Genomic DNA, 19,587 nt, shown 5'->3' with positions numbered 1-19,587 from the left:
CGATATTTACCTTTCGTTAGTGTTTCGAAGCCGGCTTCAGACCTGAAGCCGGCTTCGACGCTATTGCGCCGTGAAAATCAGCCCCCTCACACCCTGAATCAATAAAAAGCGGTTCAGTAAAAAGCCTTGGTTCTCATGATGGCGCCGGTGACCAACTTTAAGAAACTCGTAGGAGCTGTTAACCGCCGTTAACCATATGGAAACCATATCTAGGCAAATTCTGCCCAGTGGCACGTGGTGCCGAATCTTGGGGCGGGCTGAGTCTTGCAAGGTCTTCTGGAATTTTTGAAAAGTCTGGGCGCAGCACGCATGGCAGCGATGGGCGCCGTGACGCTGGCTCTCATCGGCTTCTTTGGCTTCGTCATCATGCGCGTTACGACACCGCCCATGATGACCCTCTTCACAGACCTGAGCTACGAAGACTCCTCGGCGATCATCAAGGATCTCGAGCGCCAGAACATCCCTTACGAAATGAAGAACGACGGCGCCGTCATTATGGTGCCGAAGGACAAGGTCACGCGGCTGCGCATGAAGCTGGCCGAAGGCGGCCTGCCTAAAGGCGGTGGCATCGGTTACGAGATTTTTGACAAGTCCGACGCCCTCGGCTCTACCAGCTTCGTCCAGAACATCAATCATCTGCGCGCCCTCGAAGGCGAACTGGCCCGTACCATCAAGGGCATCGACCGCATCCAGGCCGCACGCGTCCACCTCGTGTTGCCCGAGCGGCCGCTGTTCTCGCGCGAAACGCCGGAGCCTTCAGCTTCCATCGTGCTGCGTGTCCGCGGCGCGCTTGAGCCCCAGCAGGTTCGTGCGATCCGCCACATCGTCGCCTCCGCGGTCAACGGCATGAAAGCGCAACGCGTCTCGATCGTCGATGAAACCGGACAATTGCTGGCCAACGGCGCCGCCGAAGACGGAGCCGGCGATGGTGCCGGCGGAGATGAACGTCGTTCTGCCTACGAGAAGCGCTTGCGCGATCAAGTCGAGGCGATTGTCTCGTCCGTGGTCGGTGCCGGGCGTGCGCGAGTTCAGCTCTCCGCCGACTTCGACTACAACAAGATCACGCAGACCTCCGACAAGTTCGATCCCGAGGGCCGCGTGCTGCGGTCGAGCCAATCGCGCGAAGAAGCGTCTCAAACTTCAGACGGCCGCGATGGACAAGTCACCGTCAACAACGAGCTCCCGGGCAATCAGGGACAGACTTCGGCAGCCACGGCGAAAGATCAAAGCAAAAAGAGCGAGGAAATCAATAATTACGAGATTTCCCGCACCACCAAGACCGAAGTCATCGAAGCCGGCCGCGTCAACCGTATCTCCGTCGCTGTGCTCGTCGACGGCAGCTATACCAAGAACGACAAGGGCGAAGTCGTCTACGCCGCACGCCCGCAGGAAGAACTCGATCGCATCGGCACCTTGGTCCGCTCGGCGATCGGTTTCGACCAGAAGCGCGGCGATCAGGTCGAGGTTGTCAACCTGCGGTTTGCTGAAGGTCCATCCATCATCCCTTCCCAGGAGCCGAAGGGTCTCCTTGGGATGTTCCAGTTCACCAAAGACGACATCATGTACTTCGTCGAGCTAGGCGTGATGATGATCCTCGGGCTGGTCGTGGTGTTCATGGTGGTACGCCCGCTTCTCAAACGCGTACTGGCTTCCGATCCTGTACCGGAGCCTGCGCCGCTGTTGGCGTCCCCCGCCGAACCGGAGCCCGCTCAGCTCGTCGCGAATACAATGATCGATGTCGCGCAGGTTCAAGGCCAGGTCCACGCTCAATCCGTGCACCGCGTCGGCGAACTCGCCGAACGTAATCCGAACGAAACCGTCTCCATCATTCGTCAATGGCTCGCAGAACCGGCGTAACCCGACATGGCAACACCTCCAGCTCTAACCAACAATCCGACGGCGCAACCTTCCGCTGACGCGACCGCAGCCAACACGAATGACATCACGGGCGTTGTTGCAACCCTGGCAAGTCGTCAGAGCGGCCGTGCCCAAAGTGCCCCTCTCCCGGGCCCCAAGCGTGCCGCCATCATGATGCTGGCGCTCGGCGAAAAATATGGATCCAAAGTCTGGTCTCTGCTGCACGACGATGAAGTGCGCGAACTATCCGGCGTGATGGCCAACCTGGGCACCATCGAAGCGGAAGTGGTTGAGGACCTGCTGCTGGAGTTCGTGTCACGCATGTCCGCTTCCGGCGCATTGATGGGCAACTTCGACGCGACCGAACGTCTGCTCCATCAATATCTGCCATCCGATCGCGTGACCGGAATCATGGACGAAATCCGCGGCCCCGTCGGCCGCAACATGTGGGAAAAACTTTCCAACGTGCAGGAAGAGGTTCTCGCCAACTACCTCAAGAACGAATATCCGCAGACCATCGCCGTCGTGCTGTCGAAGCTGAAGCCTGAACACGCAGCGCGCGTGCTGGCCATCCTGCCGGAAGACATGGCGCTCGACGTCGTCGGCCGCATGCTGAAGATGGAAGCAGTCCAGAAGGAGGTCGTCGAACGCATCGAGCAGACCCTGCGTGTTGAGTTCATGTCGAACCTCTCGCAGACCCGCCGGCGCGACGCCCATGAAGTCATGGCCGAAATCTTCAACAATTTCGACCGCCAGACCGAAACTCGCTTCCTCACCTCTCTGGAAGAAGACAACCGCGAATCCGCCGAACGCATCAAGGCGCTGATGTTCACCTTCGACGATCTGGTGAAACTCGATGCCGGATCGGCTCAAACGCTCATGCGGCATGTCGACAAGGACAAGCTGGGCATTGCCTTGAAGGGTGCGAACGAGACGGTTCGTGCCTTCTTCCTCGGCAATATGTCGAGCCGCGCCGCCAAGATGCTCACCGACGACATGGCCGCAGCTGGTCCCGTTCGACTGCGCGATGTCGACGAAGCGCAGGCACTTCTGGTCAACCTTGCCAAGGATCTCGCCGCCAAGGGTGAAATCATGCTGCAGAAAAATCGTGCTGACGACGAGCTGGTGTATTAATGGGCTCACCAGCAAAATTCCTTTTCGACATCGATTTCGCCGCACCGGCGCAGGATCCGAATGCCGCCAAGGAACACGTCCCTACCCCCGAAGAGATCGCCAAACGTGTCGCCGATGCCGAAGCGCGCAGCTATCGCGCAGGTTTCGATGCAGCCCAACGCGAAGCCAAGGTGATGAGCGACCGGCAGATGGCGCAAGCTCTCGCCGGCATCGAAGCCTCTGTCGGGACCATCGCCAAGAACTTTGCGACCGTCGAAAACCGGATGGAAACGGAGGCTGTTGAAGTCGCCCTCGCCGTTGCGCGCAAGCTTTGCACCGAGCTGATGGCTGCGGAGCCCCTGACAGAGATCACTTCGCTGGTCAGCGATTGCTTCCGGCACCTGACATCGACGCCGCATATCGTCGTCCGGATCAACGATGCTCTGTATGACTCGGCCCGCGAACGGGTCGAACAGCTCGCCAGGCGCAGCGGCTTCGAAGGGCGTCTCGTCATCCTCGCAGAACCCGACATTCCAACCGGCGACTGCAAAATCGAATGGGCCGACGGTGGTGTCACGCTCGATCGCGCGGCGATCGACATCAAAATCAATGAACTTGTCGGGCGCTATCTGGCGTCGCGCAATGGGGGTCAATCATGAGTGATACCGACGGCAATATTCCGCTTCCAGATCTCAATGCCGCTGACGCACCGCCGCTCGATGATCAAGAGATGTTCGACGACGATGATTATGCCGGCCGAATTGCCTCCGATCTCGAAGCCGTCTTCGACGTTCCGGTGCAAGTTTCCGCAGTGCTTGGCCGATCCAAAATGGATGTGGCCAACCTGCTGAAGCTGGGACCCGGCACGGTTCTCGAACTTGATCGCCGCGTCGGCGAAGCCATCGACATCTATGTCAACAACCGGCTCGTTGCACGCGGGGAAGTCGTCCTCGTCGAGGACAAGCTTGGCGTGACCATGACCGAAATCATCAAGGCTGAACGCGCTTAATTGTTGTGACTTAACGACCTGCCGCCGCGAATGGTGCGGGATATCAACAGGAGTATACCATGCGGCTTCTCATTGTCGGCACTTTGAAAGGACAGCTCACCACGGCGACCAAGATCGCCATGGAAAGCGGTGCAACGGTGACCCACGCTGAGGACAGCGAGCAGGCGATGCGCGTTGTCCGCGGCGGCAAAGGCGCGGATCTTCTACTGGTCGATGTTGCGCTGGATATCCGCGATCTCGTCATGCGGCTTGAAGCGGAGCACATCCATGTGCCCATCGTCGCCTGCGGCATCACCACCGATGCGCGCGCGGCTGTCGCGGCGATCCACGCGGGCGCCAAAGAATACATCCCCCTGCCTCCCGATCCGGAACTGATCGCGGCGGTTCTTGCCGCGGTCGCGAACGATTCCCGCGATCTCATCTACCGCGATGAAGTGATGGCGAAGGTCATCAAGCTGGCCCAGCAGATCGCCGGCTCGGATGCCTCCGTCATGATCACCGGCGAGTCCGGCACGGGCAAGGAAGTCCTCGCCCGTTACGTTCATACCCGCTCAAATCGCGCCAAACGGCCGTTCATCTCGGTCAACTGTGCGGCGATCCCTGAGCATCTTCTGGAATCCGAACTCTTCGGCCACGAAAAAGGCGCGTTCACCGGTGCCATCGCGCGACGCATCGGCAAGTTCGAGGAGGCCACCGGGGGTACACTGCTGCTGGACGAAATCTCGGAAATGGACGTGCGTCTGCAATCGAAGCTGCTGCGCGCAATCCAGGAGCGCGTGATCGATCGCGTCGGCGGCACGCGCCCCGTCCCGGTCGACATCCGGATTATCGCAACCTCCAACCGAAACCTTTCGGATGCCGTGCGGGAAGGCACCTTCCGCGAAGACCTGCTGTTCCGGCTCAATGTCGTGAATTTGAAAATTCCGGCGCTCCGCGATCGGCCGGCCGACATTCTCGAACTCGCTCAACACTTCGCCAAGAAGTATTCCGACGCCAACGGCGTTCCCCTGCGGCCCATTTCCACCGATGCGCGTCGCATCCTGACCACCAACCGCTGGCAAGGCAACGTCCGCGAGCTCGAGAACACCATGCACCGCGCGGTGCTGATGGCGAGCGGTGACGAAATCGGGGCCGATGCCATTCTGTCACCCGATGGCGATCGTCTCGATCTCACCAAGACCGCGCCAGTCGTGGCTCACGCGACGCTCGCCGCAGAGCAAGTGACGCGCGCACTGGTCGGCCGCACGGTGGCGGACGTCGAGCGCGATCTCATTCTGGAGACGCTCAAGCACTGCCTCGGCAATCGCACCCATGCGGCGAATATTCTCGGCATCTCGATCCGGACGCTGCGCAACAAGCTGAACGAATACGCCGACGACGGTCAGCCAATCCCACCGCCCGGCTCCGGCGAATTGCGGAGCGCGGCTGCGGCCTGATCCCGAACCACTCAAACCAAGCGCCGGCGCAGGAGCCATCCTCGCCGGCGTTCCTTATTTTGCTTCAACCAACCCTTTAACGCTGGCCAGCCCTTTCTCCATTTCACCGCCCAGCATCTTGTCCATGCTGATGACCAGGCACATCGCCTTGCCGATGAAATCGTTCTGACCGAACATCGTCCAAGATACGACCGTGCCGCTGCCTTCAGGGCGCAACGTAAATTCGCTGTAGCTGCTGCCGACGAACGGCTTCACAAAGTCCGTACGAGTCCTGACGAGATGATCTGGCTCGCTCTCGACCAGCGTCATCCGCCCCTCGCCCACTTTGCTATTGCCGGACCACGCAAAGACGGCGCCCTTGCCGGTCGATGCGCCCTCAAACGACACTTTCGCTGCCGGATCGAGCTTGGCCCATGGCGACCAGGCTTCCCAGCGGTGGAAATCGTTGAGCTGAGCGAAGATATCCGGCGCGGGCGCGGACATCGTCAGTGTTCGCGACACACGATATTCCGACGGCTGGGTGATGATAATCACAACCAGAACGACCAGCAGCGTCGCGAGGCCGAACAGGATCTTCCTCAGCAACTCTCTTCTCCAAATTTCTACTTCGCGGCACGCTCGACGTTCGCGCTCCGGCTGGGCACGCCGAATTCACGGCGACAAACCTCGGCGAGCGCCGCAACGCCGTCGCGTATCTCCTGCACCGATGGGCTGGCGAAGCAAAGCCTCAGCCTGCTCGTGCTGTGCGGTTTGTTGGTCGACCATTCCGTGCCAGGATTGATCGCAATCCCCGATGCGAGTGCCTGCTGATACAGCTTCATTGTATCGACATTGTCCGGTAACTTGACCCACAGGAAGATGCCGCCTTTCGGCTCCTCGAATTCAGCCGAGGTCCCGAACTGTTCGGCTAGCGCCTCCATCAACGCATCCAGCTTGGCGCGAAGGCCGCGCGTCAGCTTGGGCACATGATCCGCAAAATGAGCCGTGCAAAATTCCGCCAACACCATCTGTTCAAGCGCGCCGGAGCCGGCATCGGTTTTAATGGGAAGAATGCGCGACAGCACCGCCCACGGCGCGACGATGTAGCCGACGCGCAAAGCTGGGGCCACCGACTTGGAGAACGAACCGATGTGTATGACACCGCCATTTTCGCTCATGGCGTAAAGGGCCGGCGGGCGCTGGCCATTCCAGATCAGATCCGCATAACAATCGTCTTCGAAGATCGGCACGCCATAGTCAGCAGACAACTTCAGCAGTTCGCGCCGACGCTGTTCGCCCAAGATTGTGCCAGTGGGATTCTGCACTGTCGGAATCGTGTAAATGTACTTCGGCCGAATCCCCTTGCGCTTGAGATTCTCAAGAGCCTCCGCGACCGCATCGATCCGCATGCCATCCTTATCGAGCGGAATACCCACGATGTTAACGCCGCGCCGGACCAGCCGGGTGATCGACCCTTGATAACACTCCTGTTCGATCAGCACCGTGTCACCAGGCGATGTCAGGATAGCGTTGACCAGATCAAGCCCTTGCAGAGAGCCCGACGTGATGAGGATTTCATCTGCCGAGCAGGAAATGCCGGCATCACGCTTGAGTTTGCCGACAAGAAATTCGCGCAACGGCCGATAGCCTAGCGGACCGCTGTTCAGGCCGTAGGTCGAAAGTGTCGTCCCTTCGCGTGTCAGCACTGCGGTCGACGCCGCCAGCAACCGATCGACTGGAACTTGATCGGGATCGTTGTTGCCGCCGACAAAATTGTATTTCGGAAAACCATTCCATTTCGCCGCAGCAGGGGGCAAACCATCAGCCAGCAACGGTGCAAAGTCGAACGATGCGGAAGTCATGAGGGCGTCTCTCCATTCTTGTTGCTTGCATGAGGCTTCCCTCACTCGCCGTTTTCGGTCGTTCTGTTTTATAGAAGTACCAGCGGGCTATGGCCAGCCATCAGGCCCGCGATGGCCGGTCTGATCGTTCGTAGATCACCGGAGGCTGTGCATCGGGGTGGCCGGCGGTATAGCGGCGATAAAAATTGAGGGCGAACAGGCCAAACACTGTTATGACGAAAAGTATGACGACTGCGACGACGAGACGCTTGAAAAACTGCACTACCCGCTCCGTTTCATTCCTTCGCCGCGACATATCTTATGAGCTAGAATCGATTGGGAATCGCTGCTGATTTGAGGCGCCGAGAGCACTATATTGTAGTCCACAGCGGCATCGAGTCGGCTATGCATCCGACCGGCACGTTTCCTTCCTTACAGACTATTCAGACAACATGGCGACTTTCACTCCTCATCAAGATCAGGCTCTCCAGGCCGTTTCAGACTGGCTCAAGGCCAAACCTGGCAGGGGCAACACGCCGCCGGTTTTCCGGCTGTTCGGCTACGCCGGCACAGGGAAGACCACCCTCGCACGGCATATTGCCGACGGTGTCAGTGGCAACGTGAAATTCGCAGCCTTTACCGGCAAGGCCGCGCTGGTGATGCGGAACAAGGGCTGCGACAACGCCTCGACGATTCACTCACTGATTTACCGCACCCGCGAGTCCGGCGAGGAGCAACCGAATTTTGAATTGTGGGACGACGCGCCGGCCTCGAAGGCCAAGCTGATCGTCATCGACGAATGCTCGATGGTGGATGCGGAGCTCGGCCGCGACCTGATGTCGTTCGACTGTCCGCTGCTCGTCCTCGGTGACCCAGCGCAGTTGCCGCCGATCCAGGGCGGCGGCTTTTTCACCGATTCCGAGCCCGATGCCATGTTGACCGAGGTGCATCGCCAGGCCCAGGACGACCCGATCGTACGGATGTCGATGGCAGTCCGCGAAGGCCGCGCGCTGGATGTTGGAACGTTCGGCGAGAGCGAGGTGGTCAGGCGCGACAGCCTCGATCCCGACCGCGTGATGGCCGCCGACCAGATTCTTGTCGGGCGCAACAACACCCGCCGCTCCTACAACATGCGCGTACGGCAAAAGCAGAACATCGAAGATCCGTTGCCGGTGGCCGGCGACAAGCTGGTGTGCTTGAGAAACAACCGCAAGAAGGCCCTCTTCAACGGCGGGCTGTGGCGCGTCAAAGCCCGGGCGCAATCAAAATCACAGATCATCACCATGCGGCTGTCGCCCGAGGAAGAATTCGGCGCGAAAGTCACGAAGGTCTCAGTCCGTGCGGATTGCTTTGCGGGCGGCATTGAGGACATTCCGTGGGAGCAGCGCCGTCCTTACGACGAATTCGACTACGGCTACGTGCTCACGGTGCACAAGTCTCAAGGTTCGCAGTGGAACGACGTCGTCCTGTTCGACGAAAGTTTCGCGTTTCAGGACAGCCGCGCCCGCTGGCTCTACACCGGCATCACCCGGGCGGCCAAGCGATTGACCGTTGTCGTCTAATACCTTTTTCTTAGGCCGCCTCCCGCACTGCAAAATGTAATTCACTTGAGCGGTGCTCCGTTCCGCACCTATGGTTCCCACCAAGCTGGCCAAAGACGCCGGCAGGGACACGTCGCCATGCGACGAGGGGAATAAGGGGCATCTGCGGGTATGAGCGATTCCATTACCGGACAGCTCGGGCAATCCGGGCCGCGGCGGTCTTTGCGTGCCGTTTTCTCGACGCTGTTAAAACGGTTACTGAACTGGATCGCCGCGCGCGATGCTTTTGACCTCGCCTCCGCATGCGCACTGGTGGCTCTGCTGACAATCGTCTTCTGGACCTTCCAGGATTACGCCGTTTCCAATGATGAAGGTCTGCAAAGCCACTACGGCGAACTGATCATCGCATATTACAAAAGCGGTTTCACAGATCAGTCGCTCTTCAAGTTTGATAACCTCTATCTTTATGGCGGGCTGTTCGACACCGTCGCCGTATTGCTCGGCAAGGTCCTCCCCGTCGATATCTATGAACTTCGTCATCTGCTGTGCGCGCTGATCGGCATCGGCGGTATCGTCGCCACCGGCGCAACGGCCCGGCTGATCGCGGGCCCCCGCGCAGGATTTTTTGCCATTGTTGCGCTGGCACTGTGCGGCTCATGGTATGGTGGCATGTTCAACCACACCAAGGGAATTCCGCTCGCCACGTTCATGGCCGGCGCAACCTACTTCCTGATCCGCGCCGCGCGCGACTTGCCAATCCCTCGCATGCGTCACGTGATTGGCCTCGGCGTGATGACCGGCGCAGCACTCGGCATCAGATCGCTCAGCCTCCTGCTGTTCGGATATGCCGGCCTCACCATTCTCATCAACACGCCGAGGCCATTTGCCGGATACTGGAAAGAGCGGGCGCAATTTATCCTGACATCGATGCTGTGGTTTTTGCCCGGTCTCGTCATCGCTTACGTCATCATGATCGTCACGTGGCCTTACGCAGCGCTCTCTCCGCTCAATCCGATACGGGGCCTCATTTCATTCGGCGATTTCCACTATCACATCCGCACGATCATTTTCGGCCGGATGTACGAGATGGCCGATGTTCCCCGATACTACATCCCGACCTATATCGCGATCAGGCTCCCATTGCTGACGCTGGGCGCAACGGTCTTGATAACCGCGCTACTCGCTGTACCGGCTCTTGCATCTGATCAAGCCGAGAACCGCAAACGCCGCCGCGAAATTGGCCTGATCGCATTCACGGCGTTCTTCCCTGTGGTGTGTCAGGTGATCGCACAGGGTCCTGCACTGGACGGCTGCAGGCACTTTCTATTCGTATTTCCACCCATTGCAGTTCTGGCAGGTATCGGCCTCAGCGGCGGCATCGGTCTGCTGAAACGCTGGCACCGCAACGCGATGATGGGCGGCCTTGCGTTTATTGCTGTCTGTTATGCGTGGACGGCAACCAAACTCGTCGAACTCCATCCGCACGAATATCTCTACTACAATCAGCTCGTCGGCGGGTTGCAGGGCGCTTCACGGCGTTTTGTCACGGATTATTGGGTGAACATCATGCCGGAGGCTGTCGAGGAACTAAACGATTTCCTGGACCGCACCGAGCCTGCGACCGCAAAAACACATAACTATCGCGTCGCCGTATGCGGTGAGCGAGTCTCCTATGAAGAATACGCGCGACCCAACCTGCACTGGATCAAGATGTGGGATTGGCGTTATGCGGACTTTTACATCGCACCGACACATATGAACTGCGACCGCAACCTCGATGGCAAAACAATTGCGACAATCGAACGCATGGGCGTGGTCATTGGCGTCGTGAAGGACCGCCGCGCGATTCGTGCGCATGGCTACAAGCCCACGGAATAAAAACGGCTAACAATCAACATTTTAAAGCACCACATTTGATACCAATTTTTAATCCGCGTTTCATCAAACCTGTGGCATAATTGCATCGCTTCGCTGTGCGAAGGTTCAAAGTCCATTCACGTACCAATCTTAAGAAAAGGAGCACATATGCGAACAGCAAGACGTCTTGCGGTGACGATGCTCATTGGCTCGATGACGCTCGTCTCCTCGCTGCCTGCGATTTCAGCGCCATTGATGACCAATGCCGGTCTCTCCAAAGTCACCTCGTCCAGCGATGTGACGAACGTGCAATATCGCCGGTGGCATGGGCGCGGCCATTATCACGGTGGTGGCGGCGGCGGCGCTGCAGGACTCGGCATTGGCCTTGCCGCAGGCGCTATCATTGGAGGCGCAATCGCAGCCTCCGCTGCGCAGGCCAATCAGAACGCAGCCTATTGCGCACAGCGCTATCGCTCCTATGATCCTCGTTCGGGCACTTATCTCAGCACCGACGGCAATCGGTATCCCTGCCCGTAAGAAATCTGACACAATAGCTTACTGGATTGTCCAAGAGCCGCGAGATTCCCATCTCGCGGTTTTTCGTTGAGGTCATTCCTTCGATTGCGCTGGCTTGCTACGGTCTTGTCGGATCGCCTACGTTCAAACTGGAGACATTCGGATGGCAAGCCGTATCATCGTGCCCAGGTTAGGTGTGTTCGGATTCATCACTCTCGCCGGCATCGCCATGCCTGCGCTCGCACAAGAGCCTAAAATGAAGTCCTTTCCCACTGCTGCGGAAACCGATCCGGTGACGCTCGGCATGATGCAGGGCTTTCCACCTCCGCCGGACAAAATCATCCGTTTCGCCGACGGCTCCAGCTCGCGTTTTCCGAATACGCGCTGGGCCTTTAGTCACATTCGCGAACTGGTGCCGACCGCCAATGTATCGCGCGGTCAAGGACCCATCGTGGCGTTGCCGCGGGCCGAGCGTGATCTATCGAAGATCGCTTTCACGACGCTCGACGGAAAACCTCTTACGTTCAATGACGCACTCGCCCTGACCTACACCGATGGCATCCTTGTGCTGCACAAGGGCAAGGTCGTGTTCGAGAAATATTTTGGCGCTGGCGACCCGCACCGGCCGCATATCGCATTCTCGGTGACGAAATCCGTCGTCGGCACTCTGGCCGCCTTGCTCGCAGCCGATGGGAAGCTCGACCCGGCAGCGCTGGTAACGAAATATGTGCCGGAGCTGAAAGACTCCGCCTATGGTGACGCGACCGTCCGCCAGGTGATGGACATGACCATCGGCGTGCGATTCTCGGAAAACTATTCCGATCCGAACGCCGAAGTGTTCGCCTATGCGCGCGCCGGTGGACTGGCCCCGATCCCACCAAACTATCAAGGTCCGCGCAGCTTTTATGATTTCCTGGTCACGCTGAAAAAGGAAGGCGAGCACGGCCAAGAATTCAAATACCAAACGTCGAATGCCGAAGTGCTGGCATGGATCGTCAAGCGGGCCAGCGGCCAATCGATGGCCGCCCTCTTGTCCGATACGATCTGGTCGAAGCTTGGCACAGAGCATGACGCCTACTTCACCGTGGACAGTATCGGGACAGCATCCGGCGGCGGCGGATTGAACACCACGCTGCGCGATCTGGCACGCTTCGGCGAGATGATGCGTCTGCATGGCAAGTTCAACGGCCAACAGATCATCCCCGAAGCCGCAGTCGCTGACATTGAAAAGGGCGGAGACAAGGATCAATTCGCAAAAGCAGGTTACGTCCTGCTCAAGGGCTGGTCCTATCGCAACATGTGGTGGATCACCCACAATGATCACGACGCATACATAGCCCGCGGCATCTACGGACAGAGCATTTACATCGATCCCAAGGCCGAGATGGTGATTGTCCGCTATGCCTCGCATCCGATCGCCGGGAATGCTGCGAACGATCCCATCAGCCTGCCCATGTACGCGGCGGTTGCGAACGAACTGATGAAATAGTTTGTTGATTTCAAACTATCCATCGCAGCGGAGAAGCCGATGACGAATGAGACGAACGCAAGCGCGCGAGCGCTTGCCGGAAAGTGCCTGTGCGGCGATGTCCACTATGAGGTGCTCGACCAGTTTGCCTATGCTGCAAACTGCCATTGTTCGAACTGCCGGCGGACGACCGGTTCAGCGTTCAAACCGTTCGCCGGCATCGCGCGCGAAAAATTACGCGTCACCAAAGGGGAGCACCGTCTCAAGCGGTTCGGCGACGAAGACGGTCACAATGCGCATTGCGAAGTATGCGGCTCTCTTCTGTATTCCGTCGTCCGCGACGGCTCCTTCGTCCACGTTCCGATGGGCACACTTGTCGATGACCCATCGATCCGGCCGGCCGTGCATATCTTCGTTGGCTCCAAAGCGTCATGGTTCAAGATTACCGATGACCTGCCGCAATATGAGGAGCACGCGGCCTTGGGACAGCCTGCCAGCACGTAAACCCTGGTTGCGGCCTCAACTATGCAACATTGCGCTTCGTGGCACTCGCTTGCAAAAACGAACGCGCGGCCGGATCCAGAGCGGACCCCAGCTCCCTTTCGAGGTATTCGTTGGCAATGATAAGGGCCTTGATCGCACCGCGCAGGTCCCCACCGCAGGTGGCGATGGCGCTGTCGACAGCACGGTCATAGCGATCAATTTCAATTTGCGTTGCCGGTTCGAACATGGCTCCTCACTTGCAGTCTGACAGAAGCCGACCGCCTTTGCCTGCGAGTCGATGTTCCCTATTTGTTCCAAGATTTTTCACCGCTGTCAATTGTTCGATTGCACGGCGTCGTCCAGGCGATGGGTGAGCCTGATGGACTGATCGCCTCCCGGTTCACAAACATGTGTGGGCGTGGGAATGTAACGGCATCAGGTTCGTCGCGTATCTCTGGCATCGCGACCCGATGATACTCGAGGAAACCCCCATGCGCTTCTTTTCACTCCGCCGGACCTCCATCGCTCTTGCCACCGCGAGTGTGGTGGCTCTTGCATGGTTCGCTGTCCCCTCACGGGCCGCGGAGGACGCCTTCATCATTCCGGCGCCAGTATCGGATGTTGCTCCGGCTAACGGATTGAAGACACTTGTGCTCGCGGGCGGCTGCTTCTGGGGCGTCCAGGGCGTTTATCAGCACACCAATGGTGTGGTGAAAGCGGTCTCGGGTTACGCCGGAGGCCAGGCGCGGACTGCCAATTACGATACCGTCAGCAGCGGGTCCACGGGCCACGCCGAATCCGTGCAGATCACCTACGATCCAAAGAAGGTTACTCTGGGCAAGTTGCTGCAGATCTATTTCTCGGTGGTGCACGACCCGACCCAGCTGAATCGCCAGGGTCCGGACACCGGCACTCAGTATCGGTCGACGGTGTTCACGTCAGACCCGCAGGAGCGCAAGGTTGTCGAGGCGTATATCGCGCAGCTGAACGGCGCAAACGTTTACAAGAAGAAGATCGCCACAACGCTCGAGCCGCTACAGGCGTTCTATCCGGCGGAAGATTATCATCAGGACTACCTGACGCTGCACCCGAACCAACCCTATATAGCGTTCAATGATTTGCCGAAGATCGAGAATCTGAAAAAGATCTTCGCTGACAGCTATCGTGAGAAGCCTGTGCTCGTGAAGGACACGCGCGCTTCGAACTAACAACCAAAAAGGAGCCAGCATGACTGAGACTAAAACCAAGCCCGGCTCCGGCACGATCGAAAAATCCGATGCCGAATGGCGCAGCGAGCTGACGCCGATGCAGTACGCGGTGCTGCGCGAGAAAGCGACCGAGCGGCCATTTACGGGCGAGTACGATCATTCGTTTGATCCGGGTACTTATGTTTGTGCCGGCTGTGGGCAGCCTCTGTTCGAATCCGATGCGAAATTCGATTCAGGTTGCGGCTGGCCGGCGTTTTCGCAGCCTGCCAGCGAGGGCAGCATCGACGAAGAACGCGATGTCTCGCATGGCATGGTGCGGACCGAGGTGTTGTGCTCGAAATGCCAGGGCCACCTTGGCCACGTGTTTCCTGATGGTCCCGGACCGACAGGGCTGCGTTACTGCATCAACTCGGCGTCACTGAAGCACCTGCCGAAGTAACGTTTAATCGAACGTCACCAAATCGTTGCAGAGGAGACATGCGTCGCCTGCGGCTTAAATCAGCCGCAGGGGCGCTTAATTATGTTGCACTGCGAACAACAAGAAACGTCGCTGAAAACTTCAAGGACTGCTTTTATGTCGACAACGTCGCGCCACGTGGTGCTGGGCCTTGGCCTTGCCGGTTTGCTGATTGATGCTGTGATCTCGCATCCGGCTTTCGCTGTTAACAGAGTGACGCTCTTCAAGGTCACCACGCCGAAACAGGAAATTGTCATCGGCCTGACGGCGAAAGAACTCAAACAATTGACGGGCAAGGACGCAGGGTCCGTCGAAAAGGCCCTCCATGAGAAAGGCGCGCTGGACGCCTGGCAGTATTCGACCCGGCGTGGTGCGAGTGGAGAAATGGAGCAGGCACCCGTGCGCCATATCAAACTGGCATCGAGTGACGACACCCATGTCGAAGCCTTTTCCACCAAGTTGAAGGTGGTTCCGATCTCTGCGGGACGGATCGATGGAACAGCAGGCAGTTCCTCCCTCCAGCAACCGACAGCAGTCAACTGAGAAGGATCCTGCGAGCGGATCGCAAAAAGCGAGCTCAAGCGCTCGCTATGACCTTGATTTTCAAGTGATAATTTAGCCTGCAGGTGCCTGTTCAGCACGTTTATCATACGCCCCATTCCTGGGTCGCAATTGGCAAAAAAAGGCCTATATTAGAGGCTGTTCTAGCATGTGACAGCGCCGCGCGGCATCGGTTTTCGCGCCCCGCATGTCGTTGGTTCCCACATATCAACAATCAAAAGGCCGAGCTCATGGCTGCGTTCAATTTCAACACCGAAGCCGAACTCTTTCCTGCGGCGATCCGCAAGAAGAAGCGCGCCGGTTTTGCCTACCGCCGGTTTTCAACCGCAGCCGAAGCCGTCCAATTCGCGATCGAACAACTTCCTGCCGATTCCCTGAACGGCGCTTATTTGCAGGTGGACGAAGCGCGTTTCGACCAGAGCGGCATCCGCACGTTGTATGAAAGCGAGGCATTTCCGCTTCAGCGAAACCGGCCGGAGCCGGCCGAAGCTGACGAGGCTGACGAAGAAAAGCAGCGCGCTGCCGGCTGATCGTTTCCGTCGGCCTGTCCTTCTGCAAAATCCGCATTTCGACGACTGACTTGGACAAGCTTGTCTTGGGCAAGTTTGTTCTTCGGCAAGCTTGTCGCGCTCAAGTCTTTCTCGTTCAGGACTGCCTTGGCTGCTTGTCCATCCAGCGTTTAAGAATGCGGATGTTGCGCATGTTGGCACGGAACATGACGTCGAATGCGTCACCGACGAACGGCACGATACCGACGGCACCGTCAAGCGCGACGTTGGCGAGCATTCGCGCCACCAGATACTTCGGCGCGCCAAGCGCCCTCGCCTCGCGGACGATCCACAACGAGATTGCCGTGGTGATCAGATCGCCGACAATCGGAACAAGCCCGATCAAGCCGTCGATCCCATAGCGGACCTTCGTGCCGGGCAAGACAAACGCAACGTCAAGGAGCTTCGCTAGGGCATCGATCCTCGCGAAGCGCTGCTCGCGGGTCAGGGGCCCGAAGTAAGGACCGGCTCCGAACTGAATGCTGCCGAATGCGTCGCCGGCGCCGTTAAAGTTAAAGCCGGATGCACCCCCGAAGGCACCCCCGCCGGGGTGTACCTCGTTGCCGCCCTGATCGATAATCGGTGGACGACGGGCGCTGCGGCGCGTGGTGGTCCGGTCAAAAATGCTGTCGTCCGTCATAGCGTTGCAGGGGGCATCCCTTGTTCACAGGTTCACCTAGATAAGAACTCGCTGGCTTTACGCAAGTTGCGTCAAACCATCGCGGCCCAAAAGACCAGAAACCCCTTTAATATAGGGATTCTTATGAGCAGAGCATTCGTCAAGGAGCCGGACGGAAGCGGACCGATCGATTTGCCCGAGCTGTCGATCTCCGAACATCCGAACGACGTGACCGTGGAAGGCCTCGCGCAGATCGAGGCAGAGCTTGCGCGCGCCCATGAAGCCCTCGATAGAGCCCAGGCAGAAAGTAACGCTGAGAGCGACGCGCAGGCGCGCGCTGCGCGAGATGTGCGGTATTGGGAAGCCCGGCGCGCGACTGCGCATATCGTGCCCAATGCGGACTCCACCGAATACATCCGCTTCGGCCACACCGTGAAGCTCGCGCGCGACGATGGCCGCGAGCAAACATTCCGTATTGTGGGTGAAGATGAATCCGATCCTGCCCAGGGCAAGATCTCTCACGTCGCGCCGCTGGCGCGGGCCTTGTTCGGCAAAAGTGTTGGAGATGTGGTGCGTGCCGGCGCACATGAGCTGGAGGTTCTCGATATCCGCTAACGCAGCTCGATTGTTGAGCGCTACGCTCTCGTGTGGGGTTCGCTACGGAGCGTGCTGCACGAGGAGGCGAACTTTGGATTCGGGACGCTAGAACGCGACCCCGCAAAAATAGTTGTCGCGCCATATCACCTTGCAGTGTTGCGTCGTGCGGAAGCCGTCGAACGATAGATCGAATTCGAGCGGGAAGAGGTGGACCTCCTGCAAGCGAACGCCGGCACCTGTGATCGCAATATCACGCACGTGGCAAGGGAACACCGAGCGCTGTCCTCTGAAATGCACCAAGGCCTGCCGTGAGATAACTGTGCGGGGACGCGCGCGCCGTTCACGCATGATGATGTCGTGATAAGTATTGCTTGTAGATCCAGTGGCGGCCATCGCGGCGGCGCCACACCGTGCCCCACACCAACCGTCCGGTAATCGTGCGTCGTGGAATCATGACATTCCACGGATGCCAGAGCTCGCTCTGAGCGGGAACTTTCTGCGAATTCAGGAAACGAGTAAAGCCAACCGAAATCATGACCGCGCCCTCGGGTTTAAACGAAGCCGCCGGGCGTAGTATGCCGCCCGACGTCTTCGCCACGCAGTTGCCCGGGCGACCGGCAATGCCCGGCTCAGTGACCCTAGCCGGTCTGTGCAACGCCGCAACGAAACCCGTGTGGCAACCTTAATAGGTGCGGGGAAAGTTAAATCGGGAACTGCAGACGGGATTACACGCCGCGCAAAGCCAACGCGGCGTTCTGATGCGATGACCGCGACGGGGCATACACTCCGTTACCGTGCTTCCGATTTTGGATGGGGCCTTGCGAGACCTGTCGTTCCCGGAGGTGCGCTGTCTCCCGCCACCACCGCGGGCTTGTGATCCAATGTCGTCACCAACGCTGCACCGAATACCGCAACGAGGATCAGCGCGAATATCAACACAGGTGCAAGGGCCATTGTCTGCGGCCTGCGAGGATCTTCTTCCATGGTGTGCACTCCCTTTGGGCACACACATCAACTTTTATTCGCTTGAGAGGTTCCCGCCGGTGATCAAAGACAATCTCCGGGCGTATGGCCCGGCGATGATTTACCTCGCTATTCTCGCCAATCAGACACGGCGGTGATGAAGGGTTCGGACAGCCCCTATTTGATAACTTTACGGTTCAGGCAATCCGGCTGAGAAGTTCCGTTGCCGGCGCCAATAGCGGGGCATCCTCGTGCACCGCATAGCCGTTCTTTCCGCTATTCTTGGCGATATAGAGCGCGCGGTCAGCTTCCGCGATCAACCGATCAAAATGACGCCCGATATCCTGTCGCCATTGTGCGACACCGATCGAGGCCGTGAGCGGGATCGATACGCCAGACCACAGAAGACGCTCAGCGCGGCAAGCGTCAAGGAGTTGACGCGCGACGAGCGCAGCCTCATGCAACGTCGTCGACGGCAGCACGATGCAGAATTCATCACCGCCGATGCGTGCCAGGAGGTCACCGGTACGCAGCCGTGCTTGCAGCCCGCGCGTCAACCGCCGCAAGCATTCATCGCCCGCGGCATGGCCATACCCGTCGTTGATATCCTTGAAGCCGTCGAGATCCAGCACCAGAAGCGCGAACGGCTGCATCGCCCGGTCGGAACGAGCGCATTCCTCATCGAGCCGCGCCAGCAACTGGCGCCGGTTCGCAGCCCCGGTCAGATCGTCGGACATCGCAAGTTCGGCAACCTCGCTGCGCAGCCTGTCAACCGCCATAAGCAGGAAGCCGAAATTCCACATCATCGACAGGAAGACGAGAACGAGGACCAGAACCGACTGAAACACGTTGAAGTGCATCATCGATACTTCGCCGCCGATATGGAGCGCGGCCATCGCGGATCGAAGAACGTTCACCGCAATGATCAAAACGGCGACGCAGCCTGCCAGGCGCGCGCCGGGGTGTTTGCGCTCAGGCGGCTGAGACAACGTCAACGGCAACGTCAGTCCGATGACGATCGACTGCCCTATTGAATAGGTGACGATGCGCATTGCCGTGCTGGGCTCCCAAGCGGCGAAATAGCTCAGGCCGATGAAGCTGAACACGAGGACCAACGCATGAATGCGCCAAGAGACGGGCCGCCCGTAAAACCGCTCGATCCCCATGGCAGCCAGGCTGCATGCTGCGATCAGCAGCGTGCCGCCGGCCATCAATGGCACCAGCGGAGGCATCATGTGGCGCAGCATCGCCAGCGCAGCACCAAGCGCCGCGACAAAGGCCGCCGCCGTCCAATACCGTGCGGCATCGAAATTCGGATAGCTGCGCATGACGTAGGTCCAAACCAGCGCCAGCGCCAAAAAATTGGTGACGAAGACAGTCCACAGCGTCGGCACGCTCAGCATTGTCGCCGCTCCCGGGCGGATACCGCCCATTTCGTGCTGACGCTTGTCATGTCCCGTTTCACCCCTGATGCGAGGTGAGGATGAGCCCGAGCCACTTAAGGAATCTTCACTCCGGCCAAGCAATCATTCAC

24 protein-coding genes are annotated in these 19,587 nt (G+C 58.8%); 15 read left to right on the top strand and 9 right to left on the bottom strand.

Annotation, left to right across the window (positions count from 1 at the left end):
- Positions 1-264 precede the first annotated feature (264 nt).
- From fliF to ACP0KA_RS14425, 5 genes are read left to right on the top strand one after another with little or no spacing between them, the layout of a single operon-like run.
- Positions 265-1,857, top strand: coding sequence for a flagellar basal-body MS-ring/collar protein FliF (gene fliF, locus ACP0KA_RS14445; RefSeq protein ID WP_424629442.1), 1,593 nt, complete (start codon positions 265-267; stop codon positions 1,855-1,857).
- 6 nt (positions 1,858-1,863) lie between these two features.
- The gene (fliG, locus tag ACP0KA_RS14440; RefSeq protein ID WP_424629441.1) at positions 1,864-2,991 is read left to right on the top strand and encodes a flagellar motor switch protein FliG; all 1,128 of its coding nucleotides are present in this window, start codon (positions 1,864-1,866) and stop codon (positions 2,989-2,991) included.
- Complete coding sequence (locus ACP0KA_RS14435) at positions 2,991-3,629, top strand: FliH/SctL family protein (protein WP_424629440.1); 639 nt, start codon at positions 2,991-2,993, stop codon at positions 3,627-3,629. The genes fliG and ACP0KA_RS14435 overlap by 1 nt, the downstream gene beginning before the upstream one ends.
- The gene (gene fliN, locus ACP0KA_RS14430) at positions 3,626-3,979 is read left to right on the top strand and encodes a flagellar motor switch protein FliN (RefSeq protein WP_424629439.1); all 354 of its coding nucleotides are present in this window, start codon (positions 3,626-3,628) and stop codon (positions 3,977-3,979) included. Before ACP0KA_RS14435 ends, fliN begins: the two co-directional genes overlap by 4 nt.
- A 59-nt stretch (positions 3,980-4,038) precedes the next feature.
- A complete protein-coding gene (locus ACP0KA_RS14425) occupies positions 4,039-5,415 on the top strand; it encodes a sigma-54 interaction domain-containing protein (RefSeq protein ID WP_424629438.1) in 1,377 nt (458 codons plus the stop codon).
- Between the two features lie 54 nt (positions 5,416-5,469).
- On the opposite strand, the gene ACP0KA_RS14420 is transcribed toward ACP0KA_RS14425, so the two are convergent.
- The 3 genes from ACP0KA_RS14420 to ACP0KA_RS14410 form a co-directional block, all read right to left on the bottom strand.
- Positions 5,470-6,000, bottom strand: a complete 531-nt coding sequence (locus ACP0KA_RS14420) for an SRPBCC family protein (protein ID WP_424629437.1) — start codon at positions 5,998-6,000, stop codon at positions 5,470-5,472.
- A 17-nt stretch (positions 6,001-6,017) separates the two neighbouring features.
- Entirely contained in the window at positions 6,018-7,256 is a 1,239-nt protein-coding gene (locus ACP0KA_RS14415; protein WP_424629436.1) for a PLP-dependent aminotransferase family protein, read from the bottom strand.
- A 100-nt stretch (positions 7,257-7,356) separates the two neighbouring features.
- The gene (locus ACP0KA_RS14410) at positions 7,357-7,518 is read right to left on the bottom strand and encodes a hypothetical protein (RefSeq protein ID WP_424629435.1); all 162 of its coding nucleotides are present in this window, start codon (positions 7,516-7,518) and stop codon (positions 7,357-7,359) included.
- Positions 7,519-7,687: 169 nt separating this feature from the next.
- On the opposite strand from ACP0KA_RS14410, the gene ACP0KA_RS14405 reads away from it, so the two are divergent.
- The 5 genes from ACP0KA_RS14405 to ACP0KA_RS14385 all read left to right on the top strand — a co-directional run bounded on the left by ACP0KA_RS14405 (position 7,688) and on the right by ACP0KA_RS14385 (position 13,121).
- The gene (locus tag ACP0KA_RS14405; RefSeq protein WP_424629434.1) at positions 7,688-8,797 is read left to right on the top strand and encodes an ATP-dependent DNA helicase; all 1,110 of its coding nucleotides are present in this window, start codon (positions 7,688-7,690) and stop codon (positions 8,795-8,797) included.
- 150 nt (positions 8,798-8,947) lie between these two features.
- The gene (locus ACP0KA_RS14400; RefSeq protein WP_424629433.1) at positions 8,948-10,654 is read left to right on the top strand and encodes an ArnT family glycosyltransferase; all 1,707 of its coding nucleotides are present in this window, start codon (positions 8,948-8,950) and stop codon (positions 10,652-10,654) included.
- A gap of 147 nt (positions 10,655-10,801) precedes the next feature.
- Positions 10,802-11,170: a BA14K family protein gene (locus ACP0KA_RS14395; RefSeq protein ID WP_424629432.1), complete on the top strand. Its 369-nt coding sequence runs from the start codon at positions 10,802-10,804 to the stop codon at positions 11,168-11,170.
- A 142-nt stretch (positions 11,171-11,312) separates the two neighbouring features.
- The gene (locus tag ACP0KA_RS14390) at positions 11,313-12,638 is read left to right on the top strand and encodes a serine hydrolase domain-containing protein (protein WP_424629431.1); all 1,326 of its coding nucleotides are present in this window, start codon (positions 11,313-11,315) and stop codon (positions 12,636-12,638) included.
- Positions 12,639-12,677: 39 nt separating this feature from the next.
- On the top strand, positions 12,678-13,121 hold the full coding sequence (locus tag ACP0KA_RS14385) for a GFA family protein (RefSeq protein WP_424629430.1): 444 nt from the start codon (positions 12,678-12,680) through the stop codon (positions 13,119-13,121).
- Positions 13,122-13,140: 19 nt separating this feature from the next.
- Here the strand turns inward: ACP0KA_RS14385 and ACP0KA_RS14380 are convergent, their stop codons facing one another.
- The gene (locus tag ACP0KA_RS14380) at positions 13,141-13,320 is read right to left on the bottom strand and encodes a hypothetical protein (protein WP_424631609.1); all 180 of its coding nucleotides are present in this window, start codon (positions 13,318-13,320) and stop codon (positions 13,141-13,143) included.
- Between the two features lie 271 nt (positions 13,321-13,591).
- On the opposite strand from ACP0KA_RS14380, the gene msrA reads away from it, so the two are divergent.
- The 4 genes from msrA to ACP0KA_RS14360 all read left to right on the top strand — a co-directional run bounded on the left by msrA (position 13,592) and on the right by ACP0KA_RS14360 (position 15,856).
- Positions 13,592-14,308 (top strand): peptide-methionine (S)-S-oxide reductase MsrA, encoded by a 717-nt coding sequence (gene msrA, locus ACP0KA_RS14375; protein ID WP_424629429.1) that lies wholly within the window; start codon positions 13,592-13,594, stop codon positions 14,306-14,308.
- Positions 14,309-14,327: 19 nt separating this feature from the next.
- The gene (gene msrB / locus ACP0KA_RS14370) at positions 14,328-14,747 is read left to right on the top strand and encodes a peptide-methionine (R)-S-oxide reductase MsrB (protein WP_424629428.1); all 420 of its coding nucleotides are present in this window, start codon (positions 14,328-14,330) and stop codon (positions 14,745-14,747) included.
- A gap of 135 nt (positions 14,748-14,882) precedes the next feature.
- Complete coding sequence (locus ACP0KA_RS14365) at positions 14,883-15,308, top strand: hypothetical protein (protein WP_424629427.1); 426 nt, start codon at positions 14,883-14,885, stop codon at positions 15,306-15,308.
- A 248-nt stretch (positions 15,309-15,556) separates the two neighbouring features.
- Positions 15,557-15,856, top strand: a complete 300-nt coding sequence (locus ACP0KA_RS14360) for a hypothetical protein (protein WP_424629426.1) — start codon at positions 15,557-15,559, stop codon at positions 15,854-15,856.
- 115 nt (positions 15,857-15,971) lie between these two features.
- Here ACP0KA_RS14360 and ACP0KA_RS14355 read toward each other — a convergent pair whose 3' ends face one another.
- Positions 15,972-16,514 (bottom strand): DUF4112 domain-containing protein, encoded by a 543-nt coding sequence (locus ACP0KA_RS14355; RefSeq protein ID WP_424629425.1) that lies wholly within the window; start codon positions 16,512-16,514, stop codon positions 15,972-15,974.
- 123 nt (positions 16,515-16,637) lie between these two features.
- On the opposite strand from ACP0KA_RS14355, the gene greA reads away from it, so the two are divergent.
- On the top strand, positions 16,638-17,108 hold the full coding sequence (gene greA / locus ACP0KA_RS14350) for a transcription elongation factor GreA (protein ID WP_424629424.1): 471 nt from the start codon (positions 16,638-16,640) through the stop codon (positions 17,106-17,108).
- A gap of 87 nt (positions 17,109-17,195) precedes the next feature.
- On the opposite strand, the gene ACP0KA_RS14345 is transcribed toward greA, so the two are convergent.
- From ACP0KA_RS14345 to ACP0KA_RS14330, 4 genes are all read right to left on the bottom strand, one after another.
- Positions 17,196-17,438 (bottom strand): PilZ domain-containing protein, encoded by a 243-nt coding sequence (locus ACP0KA_RS14345; RefSeq protein ID WP_424629423.1) that lies wholly within the window; start codon positions 17,436-17,438, stop codon positions 17,196-17,198.
- Complete coding sequence (locus ACP0KA_RS14340; RefSeq protein WP_424629422.1) at positions 17,431-17,688, bottom strand: hypothetical protein; 258 nt, start codon at positions 17,686-17,688, stop codon at positions 17,431-17,433. The genes ACP0KA_RS14345 and ACP0KA_RS14340 overlap by 8 nt, the downstream gene beginning before the upstream one ends.
- 191 nt (positions 17,689-17,879) lie before the next feature.
- A complete protein-coding gene (locus tag ACP0KA_RS14335) occupies positions 17,880-18,074 on the bottom strand; it encodes a hypothetical protein (protein ID WP_424629421.1) in 195 nt (64 codons plus the stop codon).
- A 176-nt stretch (positions 18,075-18,250) separates the two neighbouring features.
- On the bottom strand, positions 18,251-19,456 hold the full coding sequence (locus tag ACP0KA_RS14330; RefSeq protein ID WP_424629420.1) for a diguanylate cyclase: 1,206 nt from the start codon (positions 19,454-19,456) through the stop codon (positions 18,251-18,253).
- Positions 19,457-19,587 lie beyond the last annotated feature (131 nt).

This window comes from Bradyrhizobium sp. SYSU BS000235, assembly GCF_049747295.1.
Classification (GTDB): Bacteria; Pseudomonadota; Alphaproteobacteria; order Rhizobiales; family Xanthobacteraceae; genus Afipia.
This window is presented reverse-complemented; position numbering and strand designations above follow the sequence as displayed.

Excerpts from the sequence above, each read along its gene's own strand:
- ACP0KA_RS14355 (WP_424629425.1), bottom strand. The coding sequence starts at position 16,514 with ATGACGGACGACAGCATTTTTGACCGGACCACCACGCGCCGCAGCGCC.
- fliG (WP_424629441.1), top strand. The coding sequence starts at position 1,864 with ATGGCAACACCTCCAGCTCTAACCAACAATCCGACGGCGCAACCTTCC.
- ACP0KA_RS14405 (WP_424629434.1), top strand. The coding sequence starts at position 7,688 with ATGGCGACTTTCACTCCTCATCAAGATCAGGCTCTCCAGGCCGTTTCA.
- msrA (WP_424629429.1), top strand. The coding sequence starts at position 13,592 with ATGCGCTTCTTTTCACTCCGCCGGACCTCCATCGCTCTTGCCACCGCG.
- ACP0KA_RS14335 (WP_424629421.1), bottom strand. The coding sequence starts at position 18,074 with ATGGAAGAAGATCCTCGCAGGCCGCAGACAATGGCCCTTGCACCTGTG.
- ACP0KA_RS14385 (WP_424629430.1), top strand. The coding sequence starts at position 12,678 with ATGACGAATGAGACGAACGCAAGCGCGCGAGCGCTTGCCGGAAAGTGC.
- ACP0KA_RS14390 (WP_424629431.1), top strand. The coding sequence starts at position 11,313 with ATGGCAAGCCGTATCATCGTGCCCAGGTTAGGTGTGTTCGGATTCATC.
- ACP0KA_RS14400 (WP_424629433.1), top strand. The coding sequence starts at position 8,948 with ATGAGCGATTCCATTACCGGACAGCTCGGGCAATCCGGGCCGCGGCGG.
- ACP0KA_RS14425 (WP_424629438.1), top strand. The coding sequence starts at position 4,039 with ATGCGGCTTCTCATTGTCGGCACTTTGAAAGGACAGCTCACCACGGCG.
- ACP0KA_RS14345 (WP_424629423.1), bottom strand. The coding sequence starts at position 17,438 with ATGCGTGAACGGCGCGCGCGTCCCCGCACAGTTATCTCACGGCAGGCC.
- msrB (WP_424629428.1), top strand. The coding sequence starts at position 14,328 with ATGACTGAGACTAAAACCAAGCCCGGCTCCGGCACGATCGAAAAATCC.
- ACP0KA_RS14415 (WP_424629436.1), bottom strand. The coding sequence starts at position 7,256 with ATGACTTCCGCATCGTTCGACTTTGCACCGTTGCTGGCTGATGGTTTG.
- ACP0KA_RS14395 (WP_424629432.1), top strand. The coding sequence starts at position 10,802 with ATGCGAACAGCAAGACGTCTTGCGGTGACGATGCTCATTGGCTCGATG.
- ACP0KA_RS14365 (WP_424629427.1), top strand. The coding sequence starts at position 14,883 with ATGTCGACAACGTCGCGCCACGTGGTGCTGGGCCTTGGCCTTGCCGGT.
- ACP0KA_RS14435 (WP_424629440.1), top strand. The coding sequence starts at position 2,991 with ATGGGCTCACCAGCAAAATTCCTTTTCGACATCGATTTCGCCGCACCG.
- greA (WP_424629424.1), top strand. The coding sequence starts at position 16,638 with ATGAGCAGAGCATTCGTCAAGGAGCCGGACGGAAGCGGACCGATCGAT.
- fliN (WP_424629439.1), top strand. The coding sequence starts at position 3,626 with ATGAGTGATACCGACGGCAATATTCCGCTTCCAGATCTCAATGCCGCT.
- ACP0KA_RS14330 (WP_424629420.1), bottom strand. The coding sequence starts at position 19,456 with ATGCTGAGCGTGCCGACGCTGTGGACTGTCTTCGTCACCAATTTTTTG.
- ACP0KA_RS14360 (WP_424629426.1), top strand. The coding sequence starts at position 15,557 with ATGGCTGCGTTCAATTTCAACACCGAAGCCGAACTCTTTCCTGCGGCG.